At 64.1% G+C, this 24,173-nt stretch carries 21 protein-coding genes and 1 tRNA gene; 13 read left to right on the top strand and 9 right to left on the bottom strand.

The window, feature by feature from the left end:
* Positions 1-13: 13 nt before the first annotated feature.
* Complete coding sequence (locus ACEWFR_RS15380) at positions 14-1,138, bottom strand: M24 family metallopeptidase (protein ID WP_374061887.1); 1,125 nt, start codon at positions 1,136-1,138, stop codon at positions 14-16.
* Positions 1,139-1,333: 195 nt separating this feature from the next.
* Here ACEWFR_RS15380 and ACEWFR_RS15375 point away from each other — a divergent pair, with 195 nt between their 5' ends.
* A complete protein-coding gene (locus ACEWFR_RS15375; protein WP_374061886.1) occupies positions 1,334-2,194 on the top strand; it encodes a cytochrome oxidase assembly protein in 861 nt (286 codons plus the stop codon).
* 42 nt (positions 2,195-2,236) lie between these two features.
* Here the strand turns inward: ACEWFR_RS15375 and ACEWFR_RS15370 are convergent, their stop codons facing one another.
* Positions 2,237-2,728: a metal-dependent hydrolase gene (locus tag ACEWFR_RS15370; RefSeq protein ID WP_374061885.1), complete on the bottom strand. Its 492-nt coding sequence runs from the start codon at positions 2,726-2,728 to the stop codon at positions 2,237-2,239.
* Positions 2,729-2,872: 144 nt separating this feature from the next.
* Here ACEWFR_RS15370 and ACEWFR_RS15365 point away from each other — a divergent pair, with 144 nt between their 5' ends.
* Positions 2,873-3,505, top strand: a complete 633-nt coding sequence (locus ACEWFR_RS15365) for a uracil-DNA glycosylase family protein (RefSeq protein WP_374061884.1) — start codon at positions 2,873-2,875, stop codon at positions 3,503-3,505.
* A gap of 133 nt (positions 3,506-3,638) precedes the next feature.
* Here ACEWFR_RS15365 and ACEWFR_RS15360 read toward each other — a convergent pair whose 3' ends face one another.
* The gene (locus ACEWFR_RS15360; RefSeq protein ID WP_374061940.1) at positions 3,639-3,944 is read right to left on the bottom strand and encodes a cupin domain-containing protein; all 306 of its coding nucleotides are present in this window, start codon (positions 3,942-3,944) and stop codon (positions 3,639-3,641) included.
* A gap of 165 nt (positions 3,945-4,109) precedes the next feature.
* On the opposite strand from ACEWFR_RS15360, the gene ACEWFR_RS15355 reads away from it, so the two are divergent.
* Both ACEWFR_RS15355 and ACEWFR_RS15350 read left to right on the top strand, forming a co-directional pair.
* Positions 4,110-5,471 carry an NAD-dependent succinate-semialdehyde dehydrogenase gene (locus ACEWFR_RS15355; protein WP_374061883.1) on the top strand — a complete coding sequence of 454 codons (1,362 nt, stop codon included), beginning with the start codon at positions 4,110-4,112 and terminating at the stop codon, positions 5,469-5,471.
* Between the two features lie 194 nt (positions 5,472-5,665).
* Complete coding sequence (locus ACEWFR_RS15350; protein WP_374061882.1) at positions 5,666-6,823, top strand: multicopper oxidase domain-containing protein; 1,158 nt, start codon at positions 5,666-5,668, stop codon at positions 6,821-6,823.
* A 40-nt stretch (positions 6,824-6,863) separates the two neighbouring features.
* Here the strand turns inward: ACEWFR_RS15350 and ACEWFR_RS15345 are convergent, their stop codons facing one another.
* From ACEWFR_RS15345 to ACEWFR_RS15335, 3 genes are all read right to left on the bottom strand, one after another.
* Complete coding sequence (locus tag ACEWFR_RS15345) at positions 6,864-7,127, bottom strand: hypothetical protein (RefSeq protein ID WP_098727056.1); 264 nt, start codon at positions 7,125-7,127, stop codon at positions 6,864-6,866.
* Positions 7,128-8,099 (bottom strand): transcription initiation factor IIB family protein, encoded by a 972-nt coding sequence (locus tag ACEWFR_RS15340; RefSeq protein ID WP_374061881.1) that lies wholly within the window; start codon positions 8,097-8,099, stop codon positions 7,128-7,130.
* A gap of 457 nt (positions 8,100-8,556) precedes the next feature.
* Positions 8,557-8,850 carry a PadR family transcriptional regulator gene (locus ACEWFR_RS15335; RefSeq protein WP_098727058.1) on the bottom strand — a complete coding sequence of 98 codons (294 nt, stop codon included), beginning with the start codon at positions 8,848-8,850 and terminating at the stop codon, positions 8,557-8,559.
* Between the two features lie 914 nt (positions 8,851-9,764).
* On the opposite strand from ACEWFR_RS15335, the gene ACEWFR_RS15330 reads away from it, so the two are divergent.
* Positions 9,765-10,184 carry a DUF5830 family protein gene (locus ACEWFR_RS15330; RefSeq protein ID WP_374061880.1) on the top strand — a complete coding sequence of 140 codons (420 nt, stop codon included), beginning with the start codon at positions 9,765-9,767 and terminating at the stop codon, positions 10,182-10,184.
* Between the two features lie 77 nt (positions 10,185-10,261).
* Here the strand turns inward: ACEWFR_RS15330 and ACEWFR_RS15325 are convergent, their stop codons facing one another.
* Positions 10,262-11,416, bottom strand: a complete 1,155-nt coding sequence (locus ACEWFR_RS15325) for a hypothetical protein (RefSeq protein WP_374061878.1) — start codon at positions 11,414-11,416, stop codon at positions 10,262-10,264.
* Between the two features lie 102 nt (positions 11,417-11,518).
* Between ACEWFR_RS15325 and ACEWFR_RS15320 the strand changes: the two genes are divergently transcribed.
* Positions 11,519-11,669: transfer RNA gene (locus ACEWFR_RS15320), tRNA-Met, on the top strand.
* Positions 11,670-12,109: 440 nt separating this feature from the next.
* Positions 12,110-13,357, top strand: a complete 1,248-nt coding sequence (locus ACEWFR_RS15315; protein ID WP_374061877.1) for a hypothetical protein — start codon at positions 12,110-12,112, stop codon at positions 13,355-13,357.
* Positions 13,358-13,554: 197 nt separating this feature from the next.
* Here ACEWFR_RS15315 and ACEWFR_RS15310 read toward each other — a convergent pair whose 3' ends face one another.
* Positions 13,555-14,745 (bottom strand): glycosyltransferase family 4 protein, encoded by a 1,191-nt coding sequence (locus ACEWFR_RS15310; RefSeq protein WP_374061876.1) that lies wholly within the window; start codon positions 14,743-14,745, stop codon positions 13,555-13,557.
* A gap of 134 nt (positions 14,746-14,879) precedes the next feature.
* Between ACEWFR_RS15310 and ACEWFR_RS15305 the strand changes: the two genes are divergently transcribed.
* On the top strand, positions 14,880-15,806 hold the full coding sequence (locus ACEWFR_RS15305; protein ID WP_374061875.1) for a hypothetical protein: 927 nt from the start codon (positions 14,880-14,882) through the stop codon (positions 15,804-15,806).
* Between the two features lie 19 nt (positions 15,807-15,825).
* A complete protein-coding gene (locus ACEWFR_RS15300) occupies positions 15,826-17,046 on the top strand; it encodes a glycosyltransferase family 4 protein (protein WP_374061874.1) in 1,221 nt (406 codons plus the stop codon).
* Positions 17,047-17,053: 7 nt separating this feature from the next.
* On the opposite strand, the gene ACEWFR_RS15295 is transcribed toward ACEWFR_RS15300, so the two are convergent.
* Complete coding sequence (locus ACEWFR_RS15295) at positions 17,054-18,853, bottom strand: ABC transporter ATP-binding protein (protein ID WP_374061873.1); 1,800 nt, start codon at positions 18,851-18,853, stop codon at positions 17,054-17,056.
* Between the two features lie 210 nt (positions 18,854-19,063).
* Here ACEWFR_RS15295 and ACEWFR_RS15290 point away from each other — a divergent pair, with 210 nt between their 5' ends.
* The 4 genes from ACEWFR_RS15290 to ACEWFR_RS15275 all read left to right on the top strand — a co-directional run bounded on the left by ACEWFR_RS15290 (position 19,064) and on the right by ACEWFR_RS15275 (position 24,151).
* Positions 19,064-20,185 carry a DUF4330 domain-containing protein gene (locus tag ACEWFR_RS15290; RefSeq protein WP_374061871.1) on the top strand — a complete coding sequence of 374 codons (1,122 nt, stop codon included), beginning with the start codon at positions 19,064-19,066 and terminating at the stop codon, positions 20,183-20,185.
* A gap of 183 nt (positions 20,186-20,368) precedes the next feature.
* The gene (locus ACEWFR_RS15285) at positions 20,369-20,956 is read left to right on the top strand and encodes a GNAT family N-acetyltransferase (protein WP_374061870.1); all 588 of its coding nucleotides are present in this window, start codon (positions 20,369-20,371) and stop codon (positions 20,954-20,956) included.
* The gene (locus tag ACEWFR_RS15280) at positions 20,953-22,320 is read left to right on the top strand and encodes a lysine N(6)-hydroxylase/L-ornithine N(5)-oxygenase family protein (protein ID WP_374061869.1); all 1,368 of its coding nucleotides are present in this window, start codon (positions 20,953-20,955) and stop codon (positions 22,318-22,320) included. Before ACEWFR_RS15285 ends, ACEWFR_RS15280 begins: the two co-directional genes overlap by 4 nt.
* Complete coding sequence (locus ACEWFR_RS15275; protein ID WP_374061868.1) at positions 22,250-24,151, top strand: asparagine synthase-related protein; 1,902 nt, start codon at positions 22,250-22,252, stop codon at positions 24,149-24,151. Before ACEWFR_RS15280 ends, ACEWFR_RS15275 begins: the two co-directional genes overlap by 71 nt.
* Positions 24,152-24,173 lie beyond the last annotated feature (22 nt).

The raw sequence follows: 24,173 nt of genomic DNA, 5'->3' as shown, positions 1-24,173 counted from the left end.
TCCTCCCTCGTCGTTAGTCCTCGAGTTCGAGCACGTCCGGCCGCTCGAGTTCGACGTCCCGATCGACCGCGGAGACGGTCGTCGTCGGCCAGCGATCCGTCGCCGTCAGCGTCTCGATTTCCTCGTCGGTGACCAGTGCGGTATCCTCGCTTTTCGCGCCCTGTACCGTCGGGTTCCACGCGTAGGCCATCGGCGCTTCGACCGGTGCGTCGTGGTCCGGCGTGGCGATCCATTCGCGACCGGCGAAGCCGGCGGCTCCGCCCTGATGGTGGTGCTCCCACTCGCCGTCGTGGCCGACCGCGTCGTAAGCATCCTGAATGGCGGCGAAGACATCGCTGGCGGTTCCGCCGTTATCGCCCGCGCGACTGTCACTCGCTGCTGCCGTCTGCGTTGCCGCCAGCGCCGTCGTTTCCACGCGAGCGGCGGCTTCGTGACGCTCCGCGAGCCACGACGGCGGATCGAAGGCGACGGTCCGGGTGCAACTCGCGTGAAGGCCGGCCCGCTGGGCGGTCACGGAGACGAGCGCGTAGTCGCCGAGTTCGGCCCCGGTCGGCGTGTAGTGGCGGTACCGCTGTGCCCGTTCCGAGCCACCGACGAGGACGACCGGTGCTTCGATGTCTCGAGCCGAGAGAGCGATTCGCAGCGCGGATGCGACCTCGTGTTCCGTGTCGGCGGACTGCAACTCGCGACAGACCGATTCGACGGCGGACGCCGTCTGGCCGCCGAGGTCGCGATAGCGGTCGCGATCGCGCTCGGTCAGCGGTTGACGCAGCGATGTCGGATCGACGCGCTCGAACCCCGGCAGTTCGATGTCGATCGCGGCCCGCTCGTCGCTCCCGACGTGTTCGGTGATCGCTTCGGCCAGCGATGACGCATACCAGGGGAACCGCTCGATCGAGATCTCGCTCGCCTCGAGATCCGGCAGTTCCTCGGCCGCGATGCGGTCGGCTTCGATGTTGTTCGTCACGATCACGAGTTCGTCACCATCGTAGCCGACGGCTGCGACGCCGGTATCACCCTCCCGATCGATGACGCTGTTCCCGCCGGTGAGCCACGCAAACGAGTTCGGCCGGGCGAACCAGACCGAATCGAGCCCATCGGACTCGAGGGAGGCCTCGAGTCGCTCGCGTTTGTCCATGTCGGGTGCTGGCGAGGGCGGCTCTTGAATGCGGCGAACACCGAGCCATCGGTTCGCGTGAGCGTTCGAAGCGAGCGGGCACACCTCGAGCCGAAGCCGGTCGCTCAGCTGTCGGCGATAACCACTCGATTCCCGCCGAATCGGACGACTCGGTCAACCTAAGTACGGGCCGTCCTAACCCTCGACAGAACGCCCGTGTCGTACGACAATCACGCGCCCGACTCGAGACTTCGGTCGTTGATCGATCGGTTCAGCTATCCGCACCTGCTGACCGCAACGCTCGCGCTGGTCGCGGCGACGATTCTGCTGGGCGTCGCGGCGAAGGCGACCGGTTCAGGACTTGCCTGCGAGGCCAACTGGCCCCGGTGTGACGCCGGGCCGTACAACCTGCTACCGGGGAGCATGCCGAGTTTCTACGAGTGGTTCCACCGCTTCGTCTCGATGTTCGCCGGGTTCGCAATCGTCGGCTCCGCGCTCGCTGCGTGGCGGCTCCCAGACGTCGACCGGCGGGTCACCGGACTGGTCGTGGCCGGAATGGTCCTCACGCCGGTCCAGGTCGCGCTTGGCCGCGAAACCGTCCAGCAGTACACGATGGACATCCTCTCCTTGCACTTCTGGACGGCCGTGACCATCTTCACGCTCTTTCTGATCGCAACCGTCCTGGTCTGGGCGCCGCGACTGACGGGAACGCACGTCACCGGCGCGCTCGCGCTCGGAATCGTTGCACTGCCCGCACACGTCGCCCTCAGCCCGGTCGTCGGCACCGAAATCTCGAGCTACTCGCCGACGATGCAACTGATCCAGTACGCCGTGGCTCTCACGCTGCTCGGTGCGGCCGTCGTCGCCGCGTTGGTCGGTCACCGGCGGTTCACGGGACGGGCCGTTACCCCGCTACTCGCGGCCCCGCCGCTCGTGGTCGTCGTTCTCTTCTTCGGTCGGCAGGCGGCGAACCCGACCATCGAAATTCCGTACCTCGTCGCCGCCGTCGCGCTTCTCGCGACGTTCGTCGCCGGAATCGTGCTTACGCGACGGGGGACCGCCTCGAGCGAGACGTAGACACACTCTCACCGTAAAGTGGGGTTCCGTTGTGAGAGCGAGTTAGCCGAAGACGACGACGATCCCTATTCCTGCGAGAACGGCGACGACGCCCAGTCCGAGCAGTCCGTAGTTGGCGATCGGGTTCGCGGCCGTCGTCACCGAGAGGGAGTATCGACGCCGCGAAACCGGCCAGAGCGGACGGATTCCCATCGGCGTCAGCGCGTCCGTGAGGAGATGGGAAGCGATCGAGACGAAACCGACGAGGAACGCGAAGCTCACGACCCCGGCGTCGACGAATGCGGAGGAGGCGTCGACGAGGGCGGCGGTCAGCGCCGCGAGCCCGGCCCCGACGAGTAGCGCGAATAGAATCGTGTGGGTTGGGCCGCGGTGTTCGATCAGCGGCAGCCGGTGGTCGTAGTCCGGAACCGTCGACAGGGCGACGCAGACCAGACCGCCAACGATGGCGATCTCGCCGTATCCACCCAGGGCGACGATGGTGCCCAGCGGCGCGTACGCCGCGAGCGCACCGCCGTAGTGCCCCACCTGATACATGTACGACACGAGACACGCGAGCGGAGTATAAACCCACCGTCATCCGTCCGACGCGACGAGTTCGCCAGGGACGGAATCACGTCGGTTCCGGATCGGCCCGCCGCGATCGCTGGGGTTTTGACCGCTGACGGCATTCTCCCGGTCGTGCGAAACGTGACCGACAGGACGAGTAACCCGTTCGGACTCCGACCGCCGTTCGACCGGTCCGACCCGGATGACCGAACGGCCGTCTTCGGCTACGGAGACGCTAACGCCGATTTCCACGTGATTGGCGACTACCCCGGCATCCACGGCGGCGAATCCACCGGCGTCCCGTTCACCGAAACCGAGAGCGGACTCGCAATCCAGGACGTTCTTCGCGAGACGGGCTTTGCGAGCGGCCCGCGGGACGAACCCGTCCTCGAGAACTGCTTTCTGAGCTATATTCACATGTGCAGCCTCCCGGATGGGGAGGCACCGACCGCCGAGGGGTACGCTGACCTCGAGCGATTCTTCGACGCCGAACTCCGTGCGATCAACGCCCACATCCTCCTGCCGGTCGGAGCCCAGGCGACCGACCACGTCCTCCGAGAGTACACGACCCAGCGGCGACGGTTCGACCTCGAGATGGGAGCGCTCCACGCCGCCGAGATCCGCGGCCGCGGCTTCATGGTCGTCCCGATCGAGGATCCCGCGGAGTGGGGCGACGGCGATTTCGCGGCGATCGTCTCGCGACTCGAGGCGCTGTTGGCCAGCGATTACCGGCAGACGAAGGGCGTCGCGACAACGGTCGGTTGAGACGGACTGCTGTCAGTCAGTTCCAGGGCAACCACAGGACGATTCGTGGGTGAGCCTGTAAATCGGTACGGCAGACCGTCTGAACGGTGAGCGCGCCGCTCGGCCGAGCACGAACTGGGCGCTCGTTACGAGCCTACGAGTCTGTTTTCGGTGCGAAGACGAGCAGCGCCGTGCTCTCATCGATCGCGTGCGGAGAGATGTCCTGATCGCCGTCGAACTGGGCGATGTCTCCCGATTCGAGGGTATAGATTTCGTCGCCGAGCGTGAGTTCGACCTCCCCCTCGAGCAGGTGAAGAACCACGTTCGACTCTGGATGGCGATGCGCGGGCACGCTATCGTCTGCCTTGAGCCGTAATCGCACCGTTCGTGGGTTCCGTTCGTCGAAAACCTCGGCGTGTGGCGTCGTCTCGAGCTCGTCTACCGACGTGATCGCTGGCATGAGCGAACTGTGTCGGTTCTCCCAGTTGTACTTTCGGATGAACTCGTTCGGGGCGGTCGGTACTGACACGGTAATCCTCGAGAGCGATCGTCGAGCGTTTCCGCTCGAACGTCTCGGCGAGAACGACGTAAACACTAATCGTCTTCGACATACACACTCATACGTATGCAGGTGATCAATCCGGCCACTGGCGAACGAGAGGAAACGGTCGAGGAACACAGCGAATCCGACGTACAGGATGCCCTCGAGCGATCGACGGCGGCGTACGAGGAGTGGCGCGAGCGTCCGGTTCGGGAGCGCGAGGAACTGCTGGCGGCCGCGGGCGATGTCCTCCGCGAGAACAAGCGCGAGTACGCCGAAACGATGACCCGCGAGATGGGGAAACCGATTTCGCAGGCGTTCGCCGAGGTCGAGAAGTGCGCGTGGGTCTGTGACCACTACGCCCAACACGGGAGCGCCTATCTCGAGGCGGACTCCCATCCGAGCCCGCCAGGATCGGACGTCAAAACCGTCTACGATCCGCTCGGCCCTATTCTGGCGGTGATGCCGTGGAATTTCCCGTTCTGGCAGGTCTTCCGGTTTGCGGCCCCGCACCTCACCTCGGGGAACGTCGGATTGCTCAAACACGCCTCGAACGTTCCCGGCTGTGCGCAGGCCATCGAGGACGTGTTCCGCAAGGCCGGCTACCCCGAGGACGTCTTCCAGTCATTACTGATTCCGTCCGATCTGGTCGACGACGTCATCGAGGACGAACGGGTCAAAGCCGCGACCGTCACCGGTAGCGGTCCGGCGGGTCGCGCGGTCGCGTCGACGGCCGGCGACCAGCTCAAGAAGTCCGTCCTCGAACTGGGCGGGAGCGACCCGTTCGTCGTCCTCGACGATGCCGATGTCGCGGATGCGGCAGAGACGGGCGCGTGGGCGCGCAACCAGAACGGCGGGCAGTCCTGTATCGCGGGGAAGCGCTTTCTCGTCCACACCGACGTCTACGACGAGTTCCTCGAGCGGTTCGTCGCCGAGGTCGAATCGCTCACGGTGGGTGACCCGATGGACGAGGACACGGATGTCGGCCCGCAGGCCCGCGAAGACCTCATGGAAACCCTCCACGAACAGGTCGAAGCGAGCGCCGAAGCCGGTGCTCGTGTGCTCACCGGTGGCGAGCCGATGGACCGCGACGGCGCGTTCTATCCGCCGACCGTGCTCGCCGACGTCCCGGAGGGGTGTCCGGCCGACAGCGAGGAGACGTTCGGCCCCGTCGCCGCCGTCTATGAAATCGACGACGAGGACGGACTCCTCGAGAAGGCCAACGACACGGAATTCGGTCTCGGCGCGAGCATCTGGACGACCGACCGGGCTCGCGGTCAACGCCTCGCCCGCGAGATAGACGCTGGCTGCGTCTACATCAACCAGCTCGTCACGTCCGATCCGCGTGTCCCGTTCGGCGGCGTCAAGGAGTCGGGCTACGGCCGCGAACTCGCTCGAGAGGGGATGCTCGAGTTCGTCAACCGGAAGACGGTCTGGACCGAATAATCGATCGCAAGCGGGGACCACGAACCGCTGACAGGGGTGACCTCGGTTCGGGAGAGATATTCCAGTGGACGACGGTATCGGCAGTTCGCTGTCGCTTCGTTTAAATAGAACTCGTGAACATGTTCTCGTGATTTCCCGATCCATAAGAACCGGCTCGACCCGTTATACATCGGTACTTTTTCTGACCAGTTGTTATGAGTGACCGTATTGGCGCACCCGGACTGGGACTATCGCGACGCGAATTCGTTGCTGCGACTGGCGGTGTGGCGGCGCTGACCGGCCTGGCGGGCTGTATGAGCCAGGGGGCCACACAGGACTCCGAGCCGGCGGATTCGTCCGAGGGATCCGCTAACTCCTCCGGGTCTGATCTCCCGTGGACGAGTTCCCCGGAGGTCGTGCAGGTCGATGAGCAGGGCGGCAGTGTCACGCTACGGTCGGTGACATCCCGTCACGCCGTTCATCCGATGGACTCGATGGGCGGCCCGGTGGAACTGCCGAAGGTCTGGGCGTTCCAGGCCGACGACGGGACGCCGAGCGTTCCGGGGCCAATCCTCCGAACGACCGAAGGCAACGACATCGAAGTAACGCTGGACAACACTGACGCCAGCATGCCCCACACGCTGCACTTCCACGGCTCGAAGTTGACGTGGGAAAACGACGGCGTTCCGACGACGACGGGCATTACGGTTACCGGCGGTGAGAAACACACGTACACCATTCCCGCGAACGTTCCGGGGACACACATCTATCACTGTCACTACCAAACACACCAGCATATTGATATGGGGATGTACGGCATCTTCCGCGTCGATCCGAAGGGGTACGAACCCGCGGACAAGGAGTACTTCTTCACACTGAAGGACTGGGACTCCCGTGTAAACCGACAGATGGCCGGCGAGGACGTCGACTACAGTCCCCGCAACCGCAACCCGGACGTGTTTACGATGAACGGGAAGAGCCTCCCGCGGACGCTCCACCCGGAGGAGGGCTCGCCGATCATCGTCGACCACGGCGACACCGTCCGCCTCCACATGGTCAACGCGGGGTATATGTCCCACCCGATGCACACGCACAACCACCGGTTCCGCCTCGTCGAAAAAGACGGCGGGCAGGTCCCCGAAGCGGCCCAGTACGAACAGGACGTCACCAATATCGCACCCGCAGAACGACACACCATCGAGTTCGAGGCCAACGCCGACCCCGGCATCTACCTCATGCACTGCCACAAGGTCAACCACGCGATGAACGGGAACTCCTACCCCGGCGGAATGGTCAACGGCATCGTCTACCGCGACGCGATGGATACCGATATCTTCGCGGACCTCATGGAGCACGCGGGCTACGAGGGATAAGCGATATCCAGAACGAATACGATCGCCGTTGCAACTGATTTTACGTTCGACCTTCCGTCTCCGTCGGAGTCTCCGATTCGACGGGCAGCGAGTTCGCACCGGCGAGTTGGTGACGACCCGACGCGGTGATCGCGTACCGCTGGCAGCCGATCGACCGAACCGCCCCGTCTTCGTGGAGGCGGTCGCAGGCGTGCTCGACCGCGACCGGATGCTCGTCTATCGTCGCGGCGAGGTCGACGACGTAGCTCGGCGTTCCGTCAGCAAGCGCGTCGAGAATCTCGCGCTCGAGTCGGTGCCCGAACATCTATCGATCACGGGCCTCCCCGTACGCGTCCAGTAGTTCTCGATAGCGGTTTCGGACCGTGACCTTGCTCACGCCGGTTTCGGCACCGACGGTCTCCTGGGTAATCCGTTCGTTCGTCAGCCGCGCCGCACCGTAGATCGCCGCGGCCGCCAGCCCGGCCGGACTTCGGCCGCTGTGGAGATCCTGCTCCATGGCCGCCTCGAGGATCTCGCGAGCGAGCCGTTCGGCGTCGTCGCTGATCTCGAGTTCGGAAGCGTACTGCGGAAGGTAGTGGATCGGATCGGCGGGTTCGATCTGCAGATCGAGTTCGACCGAGAGATAGCGATACGCTCGCTGGACGGGGAGTTTCTCGACGCGACTCACCGAGGCGAACGCGACCAGCGTCCGCGGCGTGCCGTGTTGCCGAGCGGCGGCGTACAGACACGCGGTCGACATCGCCTCGATCGACCGTCCCGGAAGCAGTCCCTCCTCGACGGCACGGCGATACAGGACGCCGGCCGTTTCGCGACAGGGCTTCGGTAAGCCGAGCGCCGACGCCATGCGCTCGATCTCGCCGAACGCGTGTTTGAGGTTCCGTTCCGCGGCGTTTTTCGAGGTGAAGCGTTCGTTCCACGTCCGCAGCCGCCGGAGCTGTTCGCGCTTTCGCCCCGAGAGCTGGTTGCCGTAGGCGTCCTGATCCTCCCAGCCGATGGTCGTACTCAGGCCCTTGTCGTGTCGAAGCGTCGTCACCGGCGCGCCGACCCGTCGTCGGTCCCCCTCGTCGTCGAACGCCCGCCACTCGGGGCCGTAATCGATCTCGTCCGTATCGATAACCAGACCACACTCCGCACACGCCCGTTCGCCGCGTTCCTCGTCGTGGTGGATCGAGCCTGCGCATTCCGGACACTCGGATCCCCGACGCTCAGGAACGGTCTCGCGCTCTCCGTTCCGGGTCGATCTCCCGTCAGCCGTATCGACGATCGTCTGACTCATTGGTCTGTGTCCGCCGGAGTGCATTCCGGCCGTGTGATTGCCTCTCTTGGATTGCGGTGGAGCAACAGTATCAACGACCGGCGGATTCCCAGGCCGTGGGAATGGTCGGAGACGCGCGTCTCTCTTCGAGTCGTGTCCGCTGGATTCGAGGGCCCCGTTCAGGTGAGGGGCTGAAGAGTGATGCGGTCACATTCCAGGTGGTTTCACCTGAACTCAGCCGCTTCACCGATACTACCGCTCGCATTCAGTCGGGCTTTGTGGAGGCAAAGTCGACGCCGTCTGCGTCGCTTCGACGGAGTATCCGGCACCAGTTGCAGGAGTATGAACGAGAACGGTGGCTCTTCCCTGTCGACGAGTCGGCCAGAACGGGAGTCCGCGCCGAACCCCACCGATTTAGCGGTGGGTTGCTCAACTCGTTCGGATACTCAAGCGTGCGACTGTTACTGATATCGATTCCCTACTCCGATTCGGAAAGCAACTCGCCGACGTACTGGTCTTCCCACTCTCTGCGAGCCTCGAGTTCGCGCCGACCGCGAGCCGTGATCGTGTAGTAATTCGTTCGCTGGTCGAGTTCGCCTTTCTCGACGAGCCCTTTGTCGACGACCTCGTCGAGGTTCGGATAGAGCCGTCCGTGATGGATCTCCTTCTCGTAGTAGTCCTCGAGTTCGTCTTTGATCGCGAGGCCGTGCGGGTCGTCTTGCCCGGCGATCGTATACAGCAGGTCGCGCTGGAAGCCGGTAAGATCGTACATATCGGAATTTCTGCGTGTCGTCAGATAAGGTTTCCGAGAACAAACGAGTGGAGATAGCGTCGGGAATACGCGTTCACTCACGAAGCGTCTCACGTTTCTCGAGGGGGGCTAACCAGCCGTTTGGGAGGTCATCAGGGGTGCCGGTGGCAGCTCGGTTATGACGCTGACCGTATTCTCACCACGTGACGCTTCTCAGCACGGGCACAGCCATCTCGAGTACCAACGAGGAAAGCACCACGAGACCGCCGAAAACAGCCGATTAACTGCGAAGCGCCGTTCCCAAATTTTACTGTCACTCCGGTTGGCTCACGTATATACGGGGACCGACACAATACAGGGGCTGAAGAGCATGGGTTTGGAGGGAGGCTCACGCGCTCACGGATCACCTGTCACCAAACACGCGTCCGATTCCAGACGAATCCAGTCGGACGACACCGTGACCCCGTCATGACTAGTAACCCTATGAGTCACGACCGCTCCATCTCCGGTTCGGACCTCGGTGTAGCGATGACCGGTCTCTGTGGTAGCTGTTGGTTTCGGCCGAACGCTGTCCCCGCGACAATTGGAGTCGGGCCGACTGTTCACCCGACGACTCCATCGTATCCAAATACCGTGACGGAATTTCTATGATCAAATTAAAACGCATTTTCACTCGAAACCGGGAGCAAACCCTGTTCGAATGCCGGCGGTGCGGGAAAAATGTGAGTGCAGATGCCGAAGCCTGCCCTGAATGCGATTCGGACGATAGTATTCGATACGAGCTATAGTACCAACTGAAATGAGGCACATACCGGTCGGACGGTAACGATGCGATTAGCGTGGCAATCGTTTCAGTGGCTGCTATCGCTATTGCAGATCGCGCTTCGATTTGAGAGGAACAACGTTTATTCGTTCCGAGACGACACCACAGACAGATGGATCGAGACGGGGATCGAACCGAACACGGCGGGCCCGATGTCGATGCGGACCTCGAGGCGGACGATCACCGCGTCGAACTCGGACTGGCGTTGCTCGCCCGACTCGAACACGAATCGCTCCCACTGGCCGCAGTGATCGACCGCCTCGAGACGGTCACGAGCGATCCGACGGTAACTCGAACGATCCTCGATCGGGCCGAACTCCGTGGCCTCATCGAACGCGATGACGGGATCGTCCGCCCGAAGAGCCGTCAGTACGTCCGCTTCGAACAGGATGTCAGTACGAAAGAGGGTGAGTTTACCTGCCGGCGCTGTGGCTCCGGGCTGTCGACCGGTTACTTCATCGATCTCGAGGCGGGCGAACTCGGTCCCTTCGGCTCTTCGTGTATTCGAAAAGTGACCGGACGGGAGGACTAACCGGGTTTCATCGGTGGCTGAGAGCGGATCACTTCGCAGTTCCCGATTCCACCGTTCAGTGGAGCACGGAAACGACGCTACCGGCCCTGTCGGAGTTCCGCGATCAACTGCTCGATCGTCTCTCCCTGTTGCTCGATAATCTCGCTTTGGCGCTCGACCGCCACCTCGAGTGCGTCGAGGCGCTCGAGGAGTTCTGGATCGGTTCCGGCTGTGGCTTCGGGGGTGTTAACGTCGGCATGCCCTGCGGGATCGGCGGCACTGGCCGACGCATCGGCGTCGTCGCCCGCGTCGAAGAGGGAGGCGGTCTCCGTGGTTCCCACCGGGCTGTCACGGTCGCGATCCGCGGTCGCCGATGCCTGTGTCGACGTGGACTGTCCGCCGTCGCTCTCGTTTGACTGCCGTCCCGGTTCGGCGGTCGTAATGTCGTCCGTCTCGCCGCCGGCGAGCGGATCCGTGCTCCCCGACCCGGCAGCATCGCGTGCTGCCTCGACGGTCGCGTCGTGATCGTCCGGTTCGGGCGGATCGGCGTCGAGGGGGTCGACGCCGCCGCCGAAGTCGACCGATCCCCCACGACTGGTATCGTCCTCGTCGTCCCTGCCGACCGCCTCGTTGAGTTCCTCGAGCGAGCCGACGTCGTGGTAGTCGAACAGGGCCCGTTGCAGTCGTTCCCGGAGATCGTTCGCTTGCTCGTTCGGGGCTTTGATCCGCTGGGGTCGCCCGTCGACGGTAAGGACGATCTGGGTGGCGACGCTACCGTCTTCGAAGGCGAGTTGCGTCACGTCCTCGAAGTGATACTCCTCGAAGTCTCCATCCCAGACCGCCCCGCCGATGTGTTTGACGAGCCGGTCGCTCGTGATGATCAGGGTCAGTTCACTGAATCGATAGGTCTTGACGACTGTCTCGCCTGGATCGGTGATCCCGTTGCCGTTTAGCACGCCGGCGAGGACGGGATGTAACACGTCGTCAGTGACGCTCGAGGGGATCGAAAACGTCCGCTCCCCGTCGAGGGCGTACTCGAGCGTAACCTTCGTCTTGCGACGACCTTCGGAGAGCGTCAGTCGGTCGGCGTCGTGTGGGTATTCGTCGGCCGATTCGTCGCTCAGAAGGCCGTCTGCACGGTAGACGATGGTCCGTGTGGGCGTGATAAAGAGCTCGTCGTCGCTGCCAAGAGAGACGCGCGCTGCGATCTCTTCGCCATCGAGAGTAGAGTTGACGATGCCGGGAACGCTCATGCACTGGCGTTCGTAATACCGTATGATAAATCCGTGGGTCCGCGTTGCACGGCGGCTTCGAATACAAAGCTTAAAGAAATGCACCCCACTACTCGTAATCGAGCCCGGGTGGCTTAGCTGGACATAGCGCCGCACTCATAGGGTTCAGAGATTCGGTGCGGTTTCGCCTTGGAAGCCTCCGTGTCCCTCGAGGACTGCCGAGCCTCGAACCTGGGACATGCGGAGATCGAGGGTTCGGAGCCCTCCCCGGGCACTGGCTTTCTACGCGACGTCACGAACGGAGTGAGTGACGAGTCTGAAAGCCAGTGCCCAAATGGGCGACGAACCCGTAGGTCCTCGAGAGTGAACGGAGTGAACGATCGAGGGCACGGAAGAGCAAAGCTCTTCCGGGGGTTCGGAGCCCTCCCCGGGCATGCTTCTCAATACCATTACGAGTCGAAGACGAGTGATAACTCTGAGAAGCATGCCCGGTTCGCTTCGAACCCGGTGGTCTTCACCGAGCGAAGCGAGGTGAAGGCAGGAAAGACGAACGGAGTGAGTCTTTCCGTGGTTCGGAGCCCCCGGGCATTTTCCACGAGGCAGTCACGAACCCAGTGAGTGATGACGCTGCGAAACTCCCCGGAGAGGCGGAGGATCCGGTGGACTCCGGGCGATCCACAGGTATAACTTTCACCCGCGAATACCCGACTGCGAATGGTCGTCGCCGCCACCATCGCGGTCGTGTTGCTGTTCGCCCTCGTTAGTCGGCACCGATCGCGGCTGTACCGCGTCGCTGGCGGTGTCGCCCTCGCGGGGCATCTCCTGTTCGCGATCGTGGTTCTTCCCCTGCTGCCCTACGACTGGGACATTGACGTGTTCCATTCGATAGCCGTGGGCATCCTGGGCGGTGGCGACACAAGCCCCCTTTCGTCGCTCGATGCGTTCGGTACGGTGCAAGCCGTCCTGTACGCCGTATTCGGGACCGATCCGACGGTACTGGCAGTCTTCAACGGACTGCTGGCCGTGCTGATTCCACTCCCGGCGTGTTACGTCGCCCGGCGACTCTACGACCCGTTGGAGTCGACCAACGGCCTGCTACTCGTGCTCTTGTTTCTCCCCTTCCCGTTCCTGTTCAACAGCCTCCCGATGCGCGATGCGCTCTCGACACTGGCCGCAGTAACGCTCCTCTCCATTTGCGTGCGAGCGATCATCGACCGTCGGTACTGGTGGGCGCTTACCGCGCCGCCGCTCTGGGGGCTACTGTTTTTGTTGCGGGAGGAACTGGCGCTGCTGATTCTACTCGGCGTAGTGGGGGCGCTTCTCGTCGCCGCGGTCAGGCGGGTCGTCGATGAAGACGTCTCGCTGTGCTCGCTGGCGCTGTCCTCGGTTCCGGTCGGCGTCTGTGGGTTCGCGTTGTTCGCCGTCTTGTTCCCCGTCGATGCGCTCAACGCACGGCTACAGTACCGGGCGATGGGCGGTGCGGCGTACCTCGAATTCATGCGGTACGAGTCGTGGCTGGACGTGTTGCTGGCCGCGCCGGTCCGCGCCATCTACTTCCAGTTCGCGCCCTTCCCGCTGCACGTCACCTCGACATTCGATCTCGTCGCCATACTTTCGCTGCCGCTGTTGATCGCACTCGCCGTGACGGCGTACCGGTCGATCCAGGCCGTCGAAACCGATTCCCTCGTAGAGATTCTCCTCGGTATCGTGTACGTCGGCGGTATCGTCGGCTACGGGTTGATCGACTCGAACTTCGGGACGACAATCAGACACCGCTCGGTGTTCGTATTCCTGCTCGCCGTGTTCAGTGCGCCCATTCTCGAATCATGGTACCGTTCACTCCGTCAGCGGGTCGACGAAGCGATCTATCAGCGCCGCAAGACAGACGAAAAACAGTGCGAAGCTCAGGAACTTGACGCCAGCCCCGAGGTTCGATCTGAACACCGAGACCACGCTCACTAGTACGAAGACGGCAAGACTACCGAGCAACACCCGCTCGCTACCCAGCAGCGAGATAACCGTGCTACTGTCCGTCCACCGGTGTAGTGTCTGCAACACGTCGTACGTTCTCGACTCGGAGAACGGTTCGAGGCCCCGGCCCATCGGTCGGTCCGCAGTACGGCCGAGCCGCACATAACTGTTGATACTCCGACGACGACTCAGTCGAGTAGCCCCTCGAAGCGCCGTTCGAGGCTGTCAGTGACGTGTTCCCACGTGTACCCCTCATCGATCACGTAGGACCGGCAAGCTCCACCCGCACTCGTACGTTCCGCCTCTCCCACTCGCGCCCACGAAGCCAGTCGCGCGGCCAGGGCGTCGGCATCGCCCGCGTCGACCAGCAGCGGCTCCGTGATCGCCGATCGACGCTCTAGATTTCCGAGAATTTCCGGCGTCGCGCCGGCTCGCGTCCCGATCACGGGCGTCCCTGCGGCCAGCGCCTCGAGCGTCGCGAGCCCGAACCCCTCGAGTTCGAGCGTCGGCAGAACGAACACGTCCGCGCCGGCGTACAGGGACGCCAGTTGCTCCTCCGGAACGTATCCGAGGAACGTGACGGCCGAGTCGATACCGAGACGGGCGGCTCGCTCGTACAGTTCGTCGCGCAGCGGGCCGTCGCCCCCGACGTAGAGGTGTGCGTCGTCGCCGTCCGCGACGACCGACGCGAACGCATCGAGCAGCGTCTCCAGACCCATGCGCGGCGTGAGACGGCGGACTGTGAGAAATGAGGTTTCGTCATCGGCGAACGTCTCCGGGCCGGGGCCGTCGATCGGGGCGAACCGCTCGACGTCGACGCCGCCCGGGACGACCGAACAGGATGGCGCTCCCGGGTGGTGGTCGCGGAGGCGCTCGCGCATGAACTCGCTCAACACGATGGCGGCGTCGCTGTGGTCGAGCACGCGAGCCTCGATTCGGTGACGAAGCGCGCGGTTGAGCCGGTGCCACGGCGCCGCCCACCGGCTCGGGGCGACCAGTCTGTCGCGGTACTCGACCGCCCAGAGCCCGTGGATCGTGTACGTTCGGGGGATCCGATTCGAGATTGCCCGGTCGACGCCGAACGAACTCAATGCGCCGTGAAAACTGACGACGTCGACGGGGGCGTTTGACTCGATCGACGCCACCGTCCGATCGATTTCCCGCAGCGTCGCCGGGAGTCGCGGAATCGACGCGTCGTACCGGTATACGTCCATCCCGTCGACCGTCTCTCGCGCATGCGCGTCGCCGCGCAGCCTGGTGACGACCGAGACGTCGTGTCCCCGTTCGACGAGCTCGCGACCGACTTCGTAGTTATACCGCCCGGAGCCGGTCGCTTCCGGGTCGGGATAGAGGTTGTTCGTCGCGGAGAGGACGTGCATACGCGGTCTCGATAGCGGCACGAAATCAGTGTTCCGTTCGAGAGGCGCCCGTGCGGTCGTGTTCGGCCGTGTCCCCGACCGTCCCGAACCGATGGCGAAACACTAATCCTGCGGCTCTGGCGAGATAGTGACACATGGACACGCGTTCGCGACTGTCCCGTGCGCTCCGCACCCCAATCCTGTTTTGCCGACACGCCAACCGGCTGTATCACCGCCGATTCGGCCGCCGCGAGTGCAACGAGGACGGCGTGGATCCGTTCGAGGCCGACTGGGACAACCTCTTCATCCTCGACGCGTGCAGGTACGACATGTTCGAGCGCCGGACGGAGCTGCCGGGCCGGCTGGAACGCGCCGAGTCCCGGGCGTCCACGACCGTCGAGTTTCTCCGCGCGAACGTCGACGGCCGAGACCTCAGCGACACCGTCTACGTGACCGCGAACCCACAGCTCTCCCAGCACCGCGAGTCGATCGATGCGCAGTTCGCGGCCGTCGTCGACGTCTGGCGTGCGGACGGGTGGAGCAACGAACACGGTACGGTGCTCCCCGAAACGGTGACCGAGCACGCGCTCCGGGCCGCCGAGGAGTACCCGAACAAGCGCCTCGTCGTCCACTACATGCAACCCCACTACCCGTTCGTTGGGTCCGACGCTGACTTCGACGGCGGGGACTTCTCCGACCCGGAGGCGACCGAGGAAAACGTCTGGGTACAGCTCTTACAGGGACAAACCGACGTGGATCGGGACGAAATTTGGGAACTCTACGACGGCAACCTCGACCGGGCGCTTCCCCACGTCGAAGACGCCATGCGAGAACTCGGCGGCAAGACGATCGTAACGGCCGACCACGGCAACATGGTCGGCGAACGCGCGTTCCCGATCCCGTTTCGGGAGTGGGGGCACCCTCGCGGCGTGTATACGCCGGAGCTCGTCGACGTGCCGTGGCTGGTATACGAGAGCGGGGCCCGCCGGACGATCCGCGCGGCGACTCCCGACGATCGCGACGAATCGCCCGACGACGACGTTGTCGCCGAACGGTTGCGCGATCTCGGATACGCCGAATGACCACCACGAGGGAGACGGCGTGAAACTGGGTTTCGTCCACCCGAGTTATCCGCAGAGCGAGGGAACGGGCGCGACGCACAGCGCTTCGCGCATCGTGTTCGAGCTGGCCGATCGCGGCCACGACGTGACGGTGTACCCCTGGGAGCGACCGCCCGAGGACGCCGCGATCGACGCCGACGTTTCGATTCGCCCGCTCGAGCTGTCGGGCTACCCGTACCACTCAGCGTTCCAGCTTAACGACGCGCTCCGGAAGCGCGTCGCCGAGTTCGCCGAGTACGACGTCGTGCACAGCTACGTCATGAACAGTATGCCGGTACTGGGCGAGATCGCCGCGCGAACGAGCGCGGCGACGGTCGTAACGCTGAACGCCTACGGCGGGATCTGCCCGAAAAATGATCTCCGCTACATGGACCGCGAGCCCTGCACTAGCAATGGGCTGGCCAAGTGTACGGCCTGCTCGCTCGCGACCAGCGGCAGCCACGACGAGGACGGCCCGCTCTATCGCTCGGCGAGCAGGCTCGGTTACCTGAAGCTGATCCGAGAGGGCGAACGCATGGTCGACGAGATCGACGCCTACCACGCCCTCTCGCCACACATCGAGGCCACGTACGCCGACTTCGGGTTCCCGCCCGAGCGGCTGACCGTGATTCCGAACATCCTTGACGAGCGGTTCAGTCGCCCGCACGAGAGCGACTTCGACGCTCCCTACGACCTGCTGTACGTCGGATCGCTCGACGAACACAAGGGTGTCGACCGACTCGTCCCGATCCTGAACCGACTGAACGACCGGGTCTCCGGGGCTGTCCGGCTGACCGTCGTTGGCGATGGTGGCCTCCGGACAGACATGGAACAACGGGCCGCGGACAGCGCCATTGAGGACCGCGTCACGTTCACCGGGTGGCTGCCGAACGACGACCTCCCGAGTGTGTTCGCGGCCCACGACTGCTTCGTCTACCCCGGCCGGTGGGACGAGCCGTTCGGCCGCGTGTTCCTCGAAGCGCTCGCGACGGGGACACCGGTCGTCGCCAGCGATGTCGGCAGCGTCGCGGAGATCGTCGGCGACGGCGGCGTCACCACCGACGGCTCCGTGGACGGGTTCGTCGCCGCGCTGCGCGACCTGTTCGACGGCGAGAAACTAGCGACCCGCTCGTCGGCGGCCGGGCGCGAGGTGGCGGCCTACCGGGCCGAGACTGTCGTTCCGCAGTTCGAGGAGCTGTACGAGCGCGTGATCGAACGGTGAAGTCGCCTCATCGGCTCTGTGCCGCGTAGAGGTCGGCGTACTCCCCGTCGTTCTCGACGAGTTCGTCGTGGGCCCCGACCTCCGAGATTTCTCCGTCCTCGAGCGTGTAGATGCGGTCAGCGTTCTGGACCGTGGTCAACCGATGGGCGACGGTGACGACGAGATACTCCCGGTCCATCGTCTCGATCCCTGCTTGAACGTCTTGCTCTAGGTTCGAGTCCAGATCGCTCGTCGCCTCGTCCAGCAACAACACGTCCACGTCGTCGAGCAGTGCCCGGGCGATGGCGACGCGCTGTTTCTGTCCGCCCGAGAGCCGCACGCCGTCGTCTCCGACCTGCGTCTCGTAGCCGTCCGGAAGGTCGTCGAGGAACTCGTCGACCTGGGCGATCTCGCAGACCCGCTCGACCTCCTCCCAGGAGGCGTCCCTGTCGGCGATCGTCAGGTTGTACTCGAGTGTGTCGTCGAAGATGTAGGGGTCTTGCTCCACGACGGCGATGTGGTCGCGCCACTCGTCGATATCCATCTCGCCAATCGAAACGCCGTTCGCCCGGATCTCGCCGTCGGTCGGTTCGTGCATCCGTGCGAGCAGCGAGATGACGGTCGACTTCCCCGCCCCCGACTGGCCCACGAAGGCGACGAACTCCCCGCGGTCCACCGAGAAGTCGACGGTACGGAGTACCTCGGTATCCTCGTCGTAGGCGAAGCTCACGTCGTCGAAAGCGACCGATTCGATCGTCCCGGGGACCTCGCGACAAGCGGTGTCTGGCTCGGCGTTGCGAGCGAGATCGCGCGTGAACTGGCGCGTGCGAACGAGATGCGGAAGGTCCTGCTCGATCCGATAGAACAGTTCGTTGGCCCGACTCGCCTTGGGTCCCAGCCGGAACATCGCGAAGAGGAACAGGCCCAGCGAACTGAGCGTCAACTCCACGTACGTAAGCGAGACGTAGATGAGCGCGAACACAGACACTGCGACGGTCAGCTGATAGGCGTTGTCGATCGCGGCTTCGTTGCGACGGAGCTTCACGCGCGCTCGAGTATACTTGTCGACCGCTTCGACGAAATCACCGTACAGTTCGTCGACGAGGCCGAATATTCGGCTCTCCCGCATTCCCTGCGTACCGGCCTGGGCGGCTTTCTGGCGTCGCTCGTTCGCGTCCGCGACGCGGTTGCCGATATCGTAGCCCGGTTCGACGACGACGCGCAATAGCACCGTCACGCCGCCGAGTACAATGACCGTGAGGATCGTAAGCACCGGCGAAACGGCGAATGCGATGAGTCCGTAGACGATGCCGAGAAAGGACTGCTCAACGAACAGGACCAGCCGCTCGATCACCTGGCCCGCGTAGAACGTCTGGGTGATAATCGCGTTCAGTACGTCGTCGGATCCCGTTTCGTCGAGGTACGCGATGTCGGCGTCGAAGGCGTTTCCGAACGCCTCCGTCTGGAGGTCCCTGATGTAAGACATCCGGAGCGTCTCCCGGAACCACGCCACCAGAAAACTCGCCGTGAACCGGACGATCATGACGGCGGCGACGCCCAGCACCGCCGTCCCGAGCGTGAGCGGCACGTTTACGCGCTGGTAGACTGCCGCGAAGATCCCGGCAATGCCGCCATCGGTGGGCTGGCCGCCCGACTGGACCAGGTCGATGATCGGGAGGATAAAACTCAGTCCGACCCCTTCGAGCACGGCAGCGATGATCCCGAGACCGACGATCGCGCCCGTGAGCTTCGGGTCGTATTCGAGAACGCTGACCAACGCGTCGAGTTTTTCGCGCCGCGAAGCGGGAGGGGAATCAGGCTCTGGCATACGAAAGACTGTATCTACATCGCTACTCCCGGCTGGGGCGTATAAATCCATTCATCTCCATATCGGCGCTGTCACGGCGTGAGGGGCGTGGTTTAGGCGCGCCAAATGATATGTGAAAGGCTTTTACCGAGGACCGAAGATTCACGAGTAGTTCAAGATCCGAACCATGGACACGGCAACAGATCGACCGTCCGTCTGGGGGCACTCCCCGTGAACGTCATCGACGAGAACGGCCGACTGTTCGGTCGCGTCAACGTCTACGACGCGCTGGTCGTCTTGCTCGTCTTGGGGGCGATCGTCGCGGGCGTCGTTTTCCTCGATCCGCTCGGTGGGGGTGACAGCGCCGGCGGAAACGGCGGCGAATCCGCCACGCGCTATGCGACGGTCGACCTCGGCAATCGGTCGCCAGCGGTCGCCGAGCGAGTCGCGGACGGTACGACGTCCGCGCCCGACCTCACGATCACCGACACGTACGTGGGTCCTACGGACGGCAAGAACCTCTCCGTCGTCGTTCGGGTTCGCATCGACGGCACGCTCACCGACGGCGAGGAGAGCGACGGACGGTCCATCACGTTCGCAGATACCCGAGTACAGCGCGGTAGCGACCTCGACATCGAGACGGCGGAGTACGACGTGGCCGGTGAGGTGCTGGAACTGAGCACCGAGGGGGAGACGCTGAACACGAGTACGCTCCCTGTCCTCGTCAAAGCGGACCTGGGACCGTCGACGGCTGCCCTCGTCGACCGCGGCGACACCTACCGGATCGACGGGCGGACGATGGCGACCGTCGAGCAAGCGGTCGTCAACCCGAGGACGAACCGGACGAACCGGACCGGCCTCGTGGGACTCTCCCTGCGCACGATCCGATACGACGGCGCCACCTACTTCGGGGCCGACCGAGTGCTCGTTGACCGGCCACTCGAGTTCCGGACGGACCGATACGCATTCTCCGGTACGGTGGCGCGATGGGGGAACGCCTCGCTGCCCGGTGACCCCGTCGAACGGACCGTCACCGTAAGAGCCGCGAACGTCCCGCCTCATGTCGCCGACCGGATCGAAGCGGGAATGGTCGAGCGCCGGGGGAACGCCACGATTGCACGCGTCACGGACGTACGGACCGAACCGGCGTCGGTCGTTCTCACGAGTGCGGACGGGAACATCTACGAACGCGAACACCCCCGGAATGAAGACGTGTTCCTCACCGTCGAGTTGCGAGCGCGATCCACCGGCTACGAGCTTCGGTTCCGGACGCGTCGAGTGCGGGCAGGGACCACCCTGCCCCTGGACTTCGACACCGTCTCGGTCGTGGGTGAGGTATTAGACGTTCAATAGTAGTGAGATTCCCGGAACCTCCGTTACGGGTATTCGGCCGTCTGAGGCGTCGACTGTGGAATCTAAATACTTTTAAGGCTTGCCTAAAAATGTGCGTGCAAGAGATCGAGAGATGAACGCTCACACGATGAACCGACCGTTCAGAGCCGTCGTCCGGCGGGTGGACCGACGGGGGGAAGCAGTATGACCGGACCGCGGGAGACGGTGCGGTCGGGGTACAGTTATCTCACAACCGATCCCGACCTCGAGAAGTCCATCGGTTTCCGGGAGGTGGATCCGGACCGCGACCTCGGTCGCCTTCACGCGTGGCTCAACAGCGATCACGTCCTCCCCTACTGGGAGCAGGACGATCCGCTGTTGCAGGTACGGGAGACGATCAACGAGCGAGCGCAAAACGAGGACCAAACGCTTTACATCGGCTATCTGGACCACACGCCAATGAGCTACTGGGAATCGTACTGGGCCGCCCGAGATCGGATCGGCGACTACTACGACGCGGACCCGGCCGATCAGGGGATCCACTTGCTCATCGGCCCGCGCGAGTACCTCGGCGAGGGGTACGGGGCCCCGCTGGTGCGGGCGATGGTTGACTTCCAGTTCCAGCACCCCGAGACGGAGCGCATCGTCACCGAACCGGACATCCGGAACGAGCGGGCCATCCGCGTGTTCGAGAAATGCGGCTTCGAGGCCGCACACGAGGTCGATCTGCCGGACAAAACTGGACTGCTCATGTTCTGTGACCGGGACCGCTTCGAGGAGGGGGGCACATGACCGATCACGTCCACGACCTCCTCGGTATCGGCGTCGGCCCGTTCAACCTCGGACTTGCAGCACTGATCGACGACGCAGCCGCCGACCTCGACGTCGCCTTCCTCGAGCAGAAGCCGGCGTTCAACTGGCACGAGGGGATGCTCATCGAGGGGACGACACTCGAGGTCCCGTTCCTCGCGGACCTGGTCACGATGGTCGACCCGACGAACCCCTACAGCTACCTCAACTACCTTCGCGAGCAGAACCGTCTCTACGAGTTCTACTTCTACGAGGAGTTTTTCATCCCGCGCCGCGAGTACAACGACTACTGTCGGTGGGTGGCCGACCAGCTCCCGTCCCTGCGCTTCGACCAGCGGGTCACCGACGTGCGCGAGGACGACGGGGTGTTCGTCGTCGAGACCGTCGATTCGGTGACGGGCGACCGGGCGAGCTACGCCGCCGAGAACGTGGTCATGGGGATCGGGACCCAACGTCATATCCCCGAGCAGTTCGAGGACTTCCTCGGCCCCGACGTGTTCCACTCGGCGTCGTACCTTCACAACAGAGACCGGTGTCTCGACGCCGACTCCATCACGATCGTCGGCTCCGGACAGAGCGCGGCGGAGGTGTTTCGCGACCTCGTCGAGCGCCAGCCCGACCGGGCCTACAGCATCGACTGGATCACCCGTTCGCGTGGCTTCTTCCAGATGGCTGACGCCAAACTGGGCCACATGATCTACACGCCGGACTACATCGACTACTTCTACGATCTGGATCAGGAGACAAAAGACCAGTTGCTCGGGTCACAGGATCTCCTCTACAAGGGGATCGACGGGGAGACGAGCGCGAAGATCTACGACGCGCTCTACCGGAACTCCATCGGTGACGCCGAGCCCGATGTCGGACTGCTCGCGGCGACCGAGATCACCGACATCGGGCCGGCCCGCTCGCACGGCGAGGGCTACCAGTTGATCTGCGAGCAGTGGCAGGAAGGCGACCGGTTCCTTCACGAGAGCGAGGTGGTGATCCTGGCAACCGGCTACACCCGGACCGACCCGCCCTTCCTCGCACCGCTGGAAGACCGGATCCGGCGCGACGACGAGGGGCGACTCGCCATCACTCGCGACTTCCGTCTGGAGACCGACGGGCTCGCGGGCGAGATCTTCGTCCAGAACGCGGAGTTGCACACCCACGGCCTCAACGCGCCCGATCTGGGTCTCGGACCGTACCGAAACGCCACCATCGTCAACGCGGTCGCCGATGAGGAGGTCTACGAACCCCGTAGCGCCGACACGTTCCAGCGCTTCTCCGTCGATGACTTCGTGGCCGAACGCGGGGCACACCGGCTCGAGTCGGCCGCGCCGAAGCCGAGCGACGGGGCTTGAGATGGTCGGTCTCTCCGGTGTATTCGGCGGGGACGCTCACAGCGTCGAGGTGGAGACGGTCCCCGAGATCATCGCCGGTGGCGAGGTGGCCGACACCTACCGCGAACACGGGGTCGTCATTCGCGCGGCGTTCCACGAGGGGACGGCAACCGACCAGCCCGCCGAGACCGACGACGGGTCGCTCGTGTGGATCTGGGGCGAAGTGTACAGCGTCACCGACGAGGGCGGCGAGCGGCGCTCGGTCGACCCCAACGAATCGGCACAGGTCTGTGCCCGGCAGTATAGCGCCCACGGTCTCGACTTCGTGTCCCGTCTCGACGGCGAGTTCACCGGTTGCGTCTACGAACCGGCCGCCGACACCGTTTCGTTTTTCACCGATCGGCTCGGTGCGCGGCCGCTGTACTACGCCCGAGGGGATGACGGCCTCGCGTTCTCGACGGCCGTCCAGACGGTGCCCGTGCTGCCGGGGTTCGAGCCGGCGTTCGACAAACGATTCCTCGCTGAGTACCTCTACTGTCGGCGCACGTTCGGCACCAAGACGCCGATCACGGGACTCGAGCAACTGCCGCCGGCGACGATCCTGACCTGCGATATCGAGAGCGGCGACACCGATCGCCGTCGCTACTGGGAGCCCCGATACCGGCCCCAAGACCGACCGTTCTCGTACTTCGTGCGGGAACTCACCGACCGATTCGAACGGGCGGTCCACGACCGGACGCGAGACGACCGCGACCACGGCCTCCTGCTGAGTGGCGGGAGCGACTCTCGAGCGGTGCTGGCGGCTGCCGACGAGCCACTCACGGCCTTTCACCTGGGCGACGGCTGGAATCGCGAGGCACGGATCGCCAAACGGGCGGCCGACGCCGCCGACTCCCGATTCGAACTGCTGAATCGCGGGCCAAACTACCACGCCACGCTACTGGAGCGGGCCGGACCGATTCAGGAGTTCGTCGGGCCGTTTCACACGGGTCACGCACTCGGGTTCGCCGATGAAATCGACGCCGAGGTCGACACGCTACTGACGGGTCTGTACAGCGACGATCTCTTCGGAGCCTGGAGCATCCCGCAGGCGACGCTTCAGTTCCCGTTCGACATCCAGTTCTGGTTCCCGTTCGAGCGCCTGCCGTCGACCATCGACGACTTCGTATGCGAGCAGGTGACCGCTGGGCCCACGCGCCGGCCCGACTTTCTCGATGCGGCACCGCTCGAGGAGATCCTGCGCGAGAACATCCGGTTCGAGAACGGCGAGGTGGAGTTCCACGGCGTCGGCTACGAGTCGGTCGAACAGCTCGGCCTCAATTCGACGCTGTATCCGATCACGAACGGGATCGGGTTCGACCTATTCAGCGCAGTACAGATCGCGCCGACGCGGAACCCGTTCCTCGACCGCCGACTGGTGGATCTAGCCCTCTCGATGCCCCTGAAGCACCGATTGCGCCGCGGTCCGCTGCACCGAGCCGTGGACCGACTCGACGGCTCGCTGGCCGATATTCCGCACGCTTCGTCGCGCGTCCCGTTGAAACAGCCCAAGGCGGCGCACGTGGTCGGCAATCGCGCGATGAACCTGTTCGACAAACTCGACGGGACCGACTCGTATCGGACGCAGGGACCGTGGCAGGACAAAAACGAAGTGATCAGAACCCATGACTTCGTGGGTCGGGCGCTGGAGCGACACGAGGAGACTGGTCGACGGCTACCCGGCCTCGACTGGGATGCGGTGCGTGACACGTATCGACGTCACCGCGCGGGCGAGACGAACGCCGCCGAGGAACTATATCGGCTGGTCACCGTCCTCGAAATGCCGCTTACGGGACGAATTGTCGGCGATTGAGACGGACTTTTGCCTGTCAGTT

The organism is Natrinema sp. H-ect4, from assembly GCF_041894845.1.
In the GTDB taxonomy this organism is placed as follows: Archaea; Halobacteriota; Halobacteria; order Halobacteriales; family Natrialbaceae; genus Natrinema.
The sequence above is the reverse complement of the archived record's forward strand: the minus strand, read 5'-3'. Positions and strand labels throughout refer to the sequence as shown.

What these genes read in the sequence shown, in the direction of transcription:
- ACEWFR_RS15380 (WP_374061887.1), bottom strand. Translation starts at nt 1,138, where the DNA reads ATGGACAAACGCGAGCGACTCGAGGCCTCCCTCGAGTCCGATGGGCTC.
- ACEWFR_RS15370 (WP_374061885.1), bottom strand. Translation starts at nt 2,728, where the DNA reads ATGTATCAGGTGGGGCACTACGGCGGTGCGCTCGCGGCGTACGCGCCG.
- ACEWFR_RS15360 (WP_374061940.1), bottom strand. Translation starts at nt 3,944, where the DNA reads ATGCCAGCGATCACGTCGGTAGACGAGCTCGAGACGACGCCACACGCC.
- ACEWFR_RS15355 (WP_374061883.1), top strand. Translation starts at nt 4,110, where the DNA reads ATGCAGGTGATCAATCCGGCCACTGGCGAACGAGAGGAAACGGTCGAG.
- ACEWFR_RS15350 (WP_374061882.1), top strand. Translation starts at nt 5,666, where the DNA reads ATGAGTGACCGTATTGGCGCACCCGGACTGGGACTATCGCGACGCGAA.
- ACEWFR_RS15345 (WP_098727056.1), bottom strand. Translation starts at nt 7,127, where the DNA reads ATGTTCGGGCACCGACTCGAGCGCGAGATTCTCGACGCGCTTGCTGAC.
- ACEWFR_RS15340 (WP_374061881.1), bottom strand. Translation starts at nt 8,099, where the DNA reads ATGAGTCAGACGATCGTCGATACGGCTGACGGGAGATCGACCCGGAAC.
- ACEWFR_RS15335 (WP_098727058.1), bottom strand. Translation starts at nt 8,850, where the DNA reads ATGTACGATCTTACCGGCTTCCAGCGCGACCTGCTGTATACGATCGCC.
- ACEWFR_RS15330 (WP_374061880.1), top strand. Translation starts at nt 9,765, where the DNA reads ATGGATCGAGACGGGGATCGAACCGAACACGGCGGGCCCGATGTCGAT.
- ACEWFR_RS15325 (WP_374061878.1), bottom strand. Translation starts at nt 11,416, where the DNA reads ATGAGCGTTCCCGGCATCGTCAACTCTACTCTCGATGGCGAAGAGATC.
- ACEWFR_RS15315 (WP_374061877.1), top strand. Translation starts at nt 12,110, where the DNA reads ATGGTCGTCGCCGCCACCATCGCGGTCGTGTTGCTGTTCGCCCTCGTT.
- ACEWFR_RS15310 (WP_374061876.1), bottom strand. Translation starts at nt 14,745, where the DNA reads ATGCACGTCCTCTCCGCGACGAACAACCTCTATCCCGACCCGGAAGCG.
- ACEWFR_RS15305 (WP_374061875.1), top strand. Translation starts at nt 14,880, where the DNA reads ATGGACACGCGTTCGCGACTGTCCCGTGCGCTCCGCACCCCAATCCTG.
- ACEWFR_RS15295 (WP_374061873.1), bottom strand. Translation starts at nt 18,853, where the DNA reads ATGCCAGAGCCTGATTCCCCTCCCGCTTCGCGGCGCGAAAAACTCGAC.
- ACEWFR_RS15285 (WP_374061870.1), top strand. Translation starts at nt 20,369, where the DNA reads ATGACCGGACCGCGGGAGACGGTGCGGTCGGGGTACAGTTATCTCACA.
- ACEWFR_RS15280 (WP_374061869.1), top strand. Translation starts at nt 20,953, where the DNA reads ATGACCGATCACGTCCACGACCTCCTCGGTATCGGCGTCGGCCCGTTC.
- ACEWFR_RS15275 (WP_374061868.1), top strand. Translation starts at nt 22,250, where the DNA reads ATGACTTCGTGGCCGAACGCGGGGCACACCGGCTCGAGTCGGCCGCGC.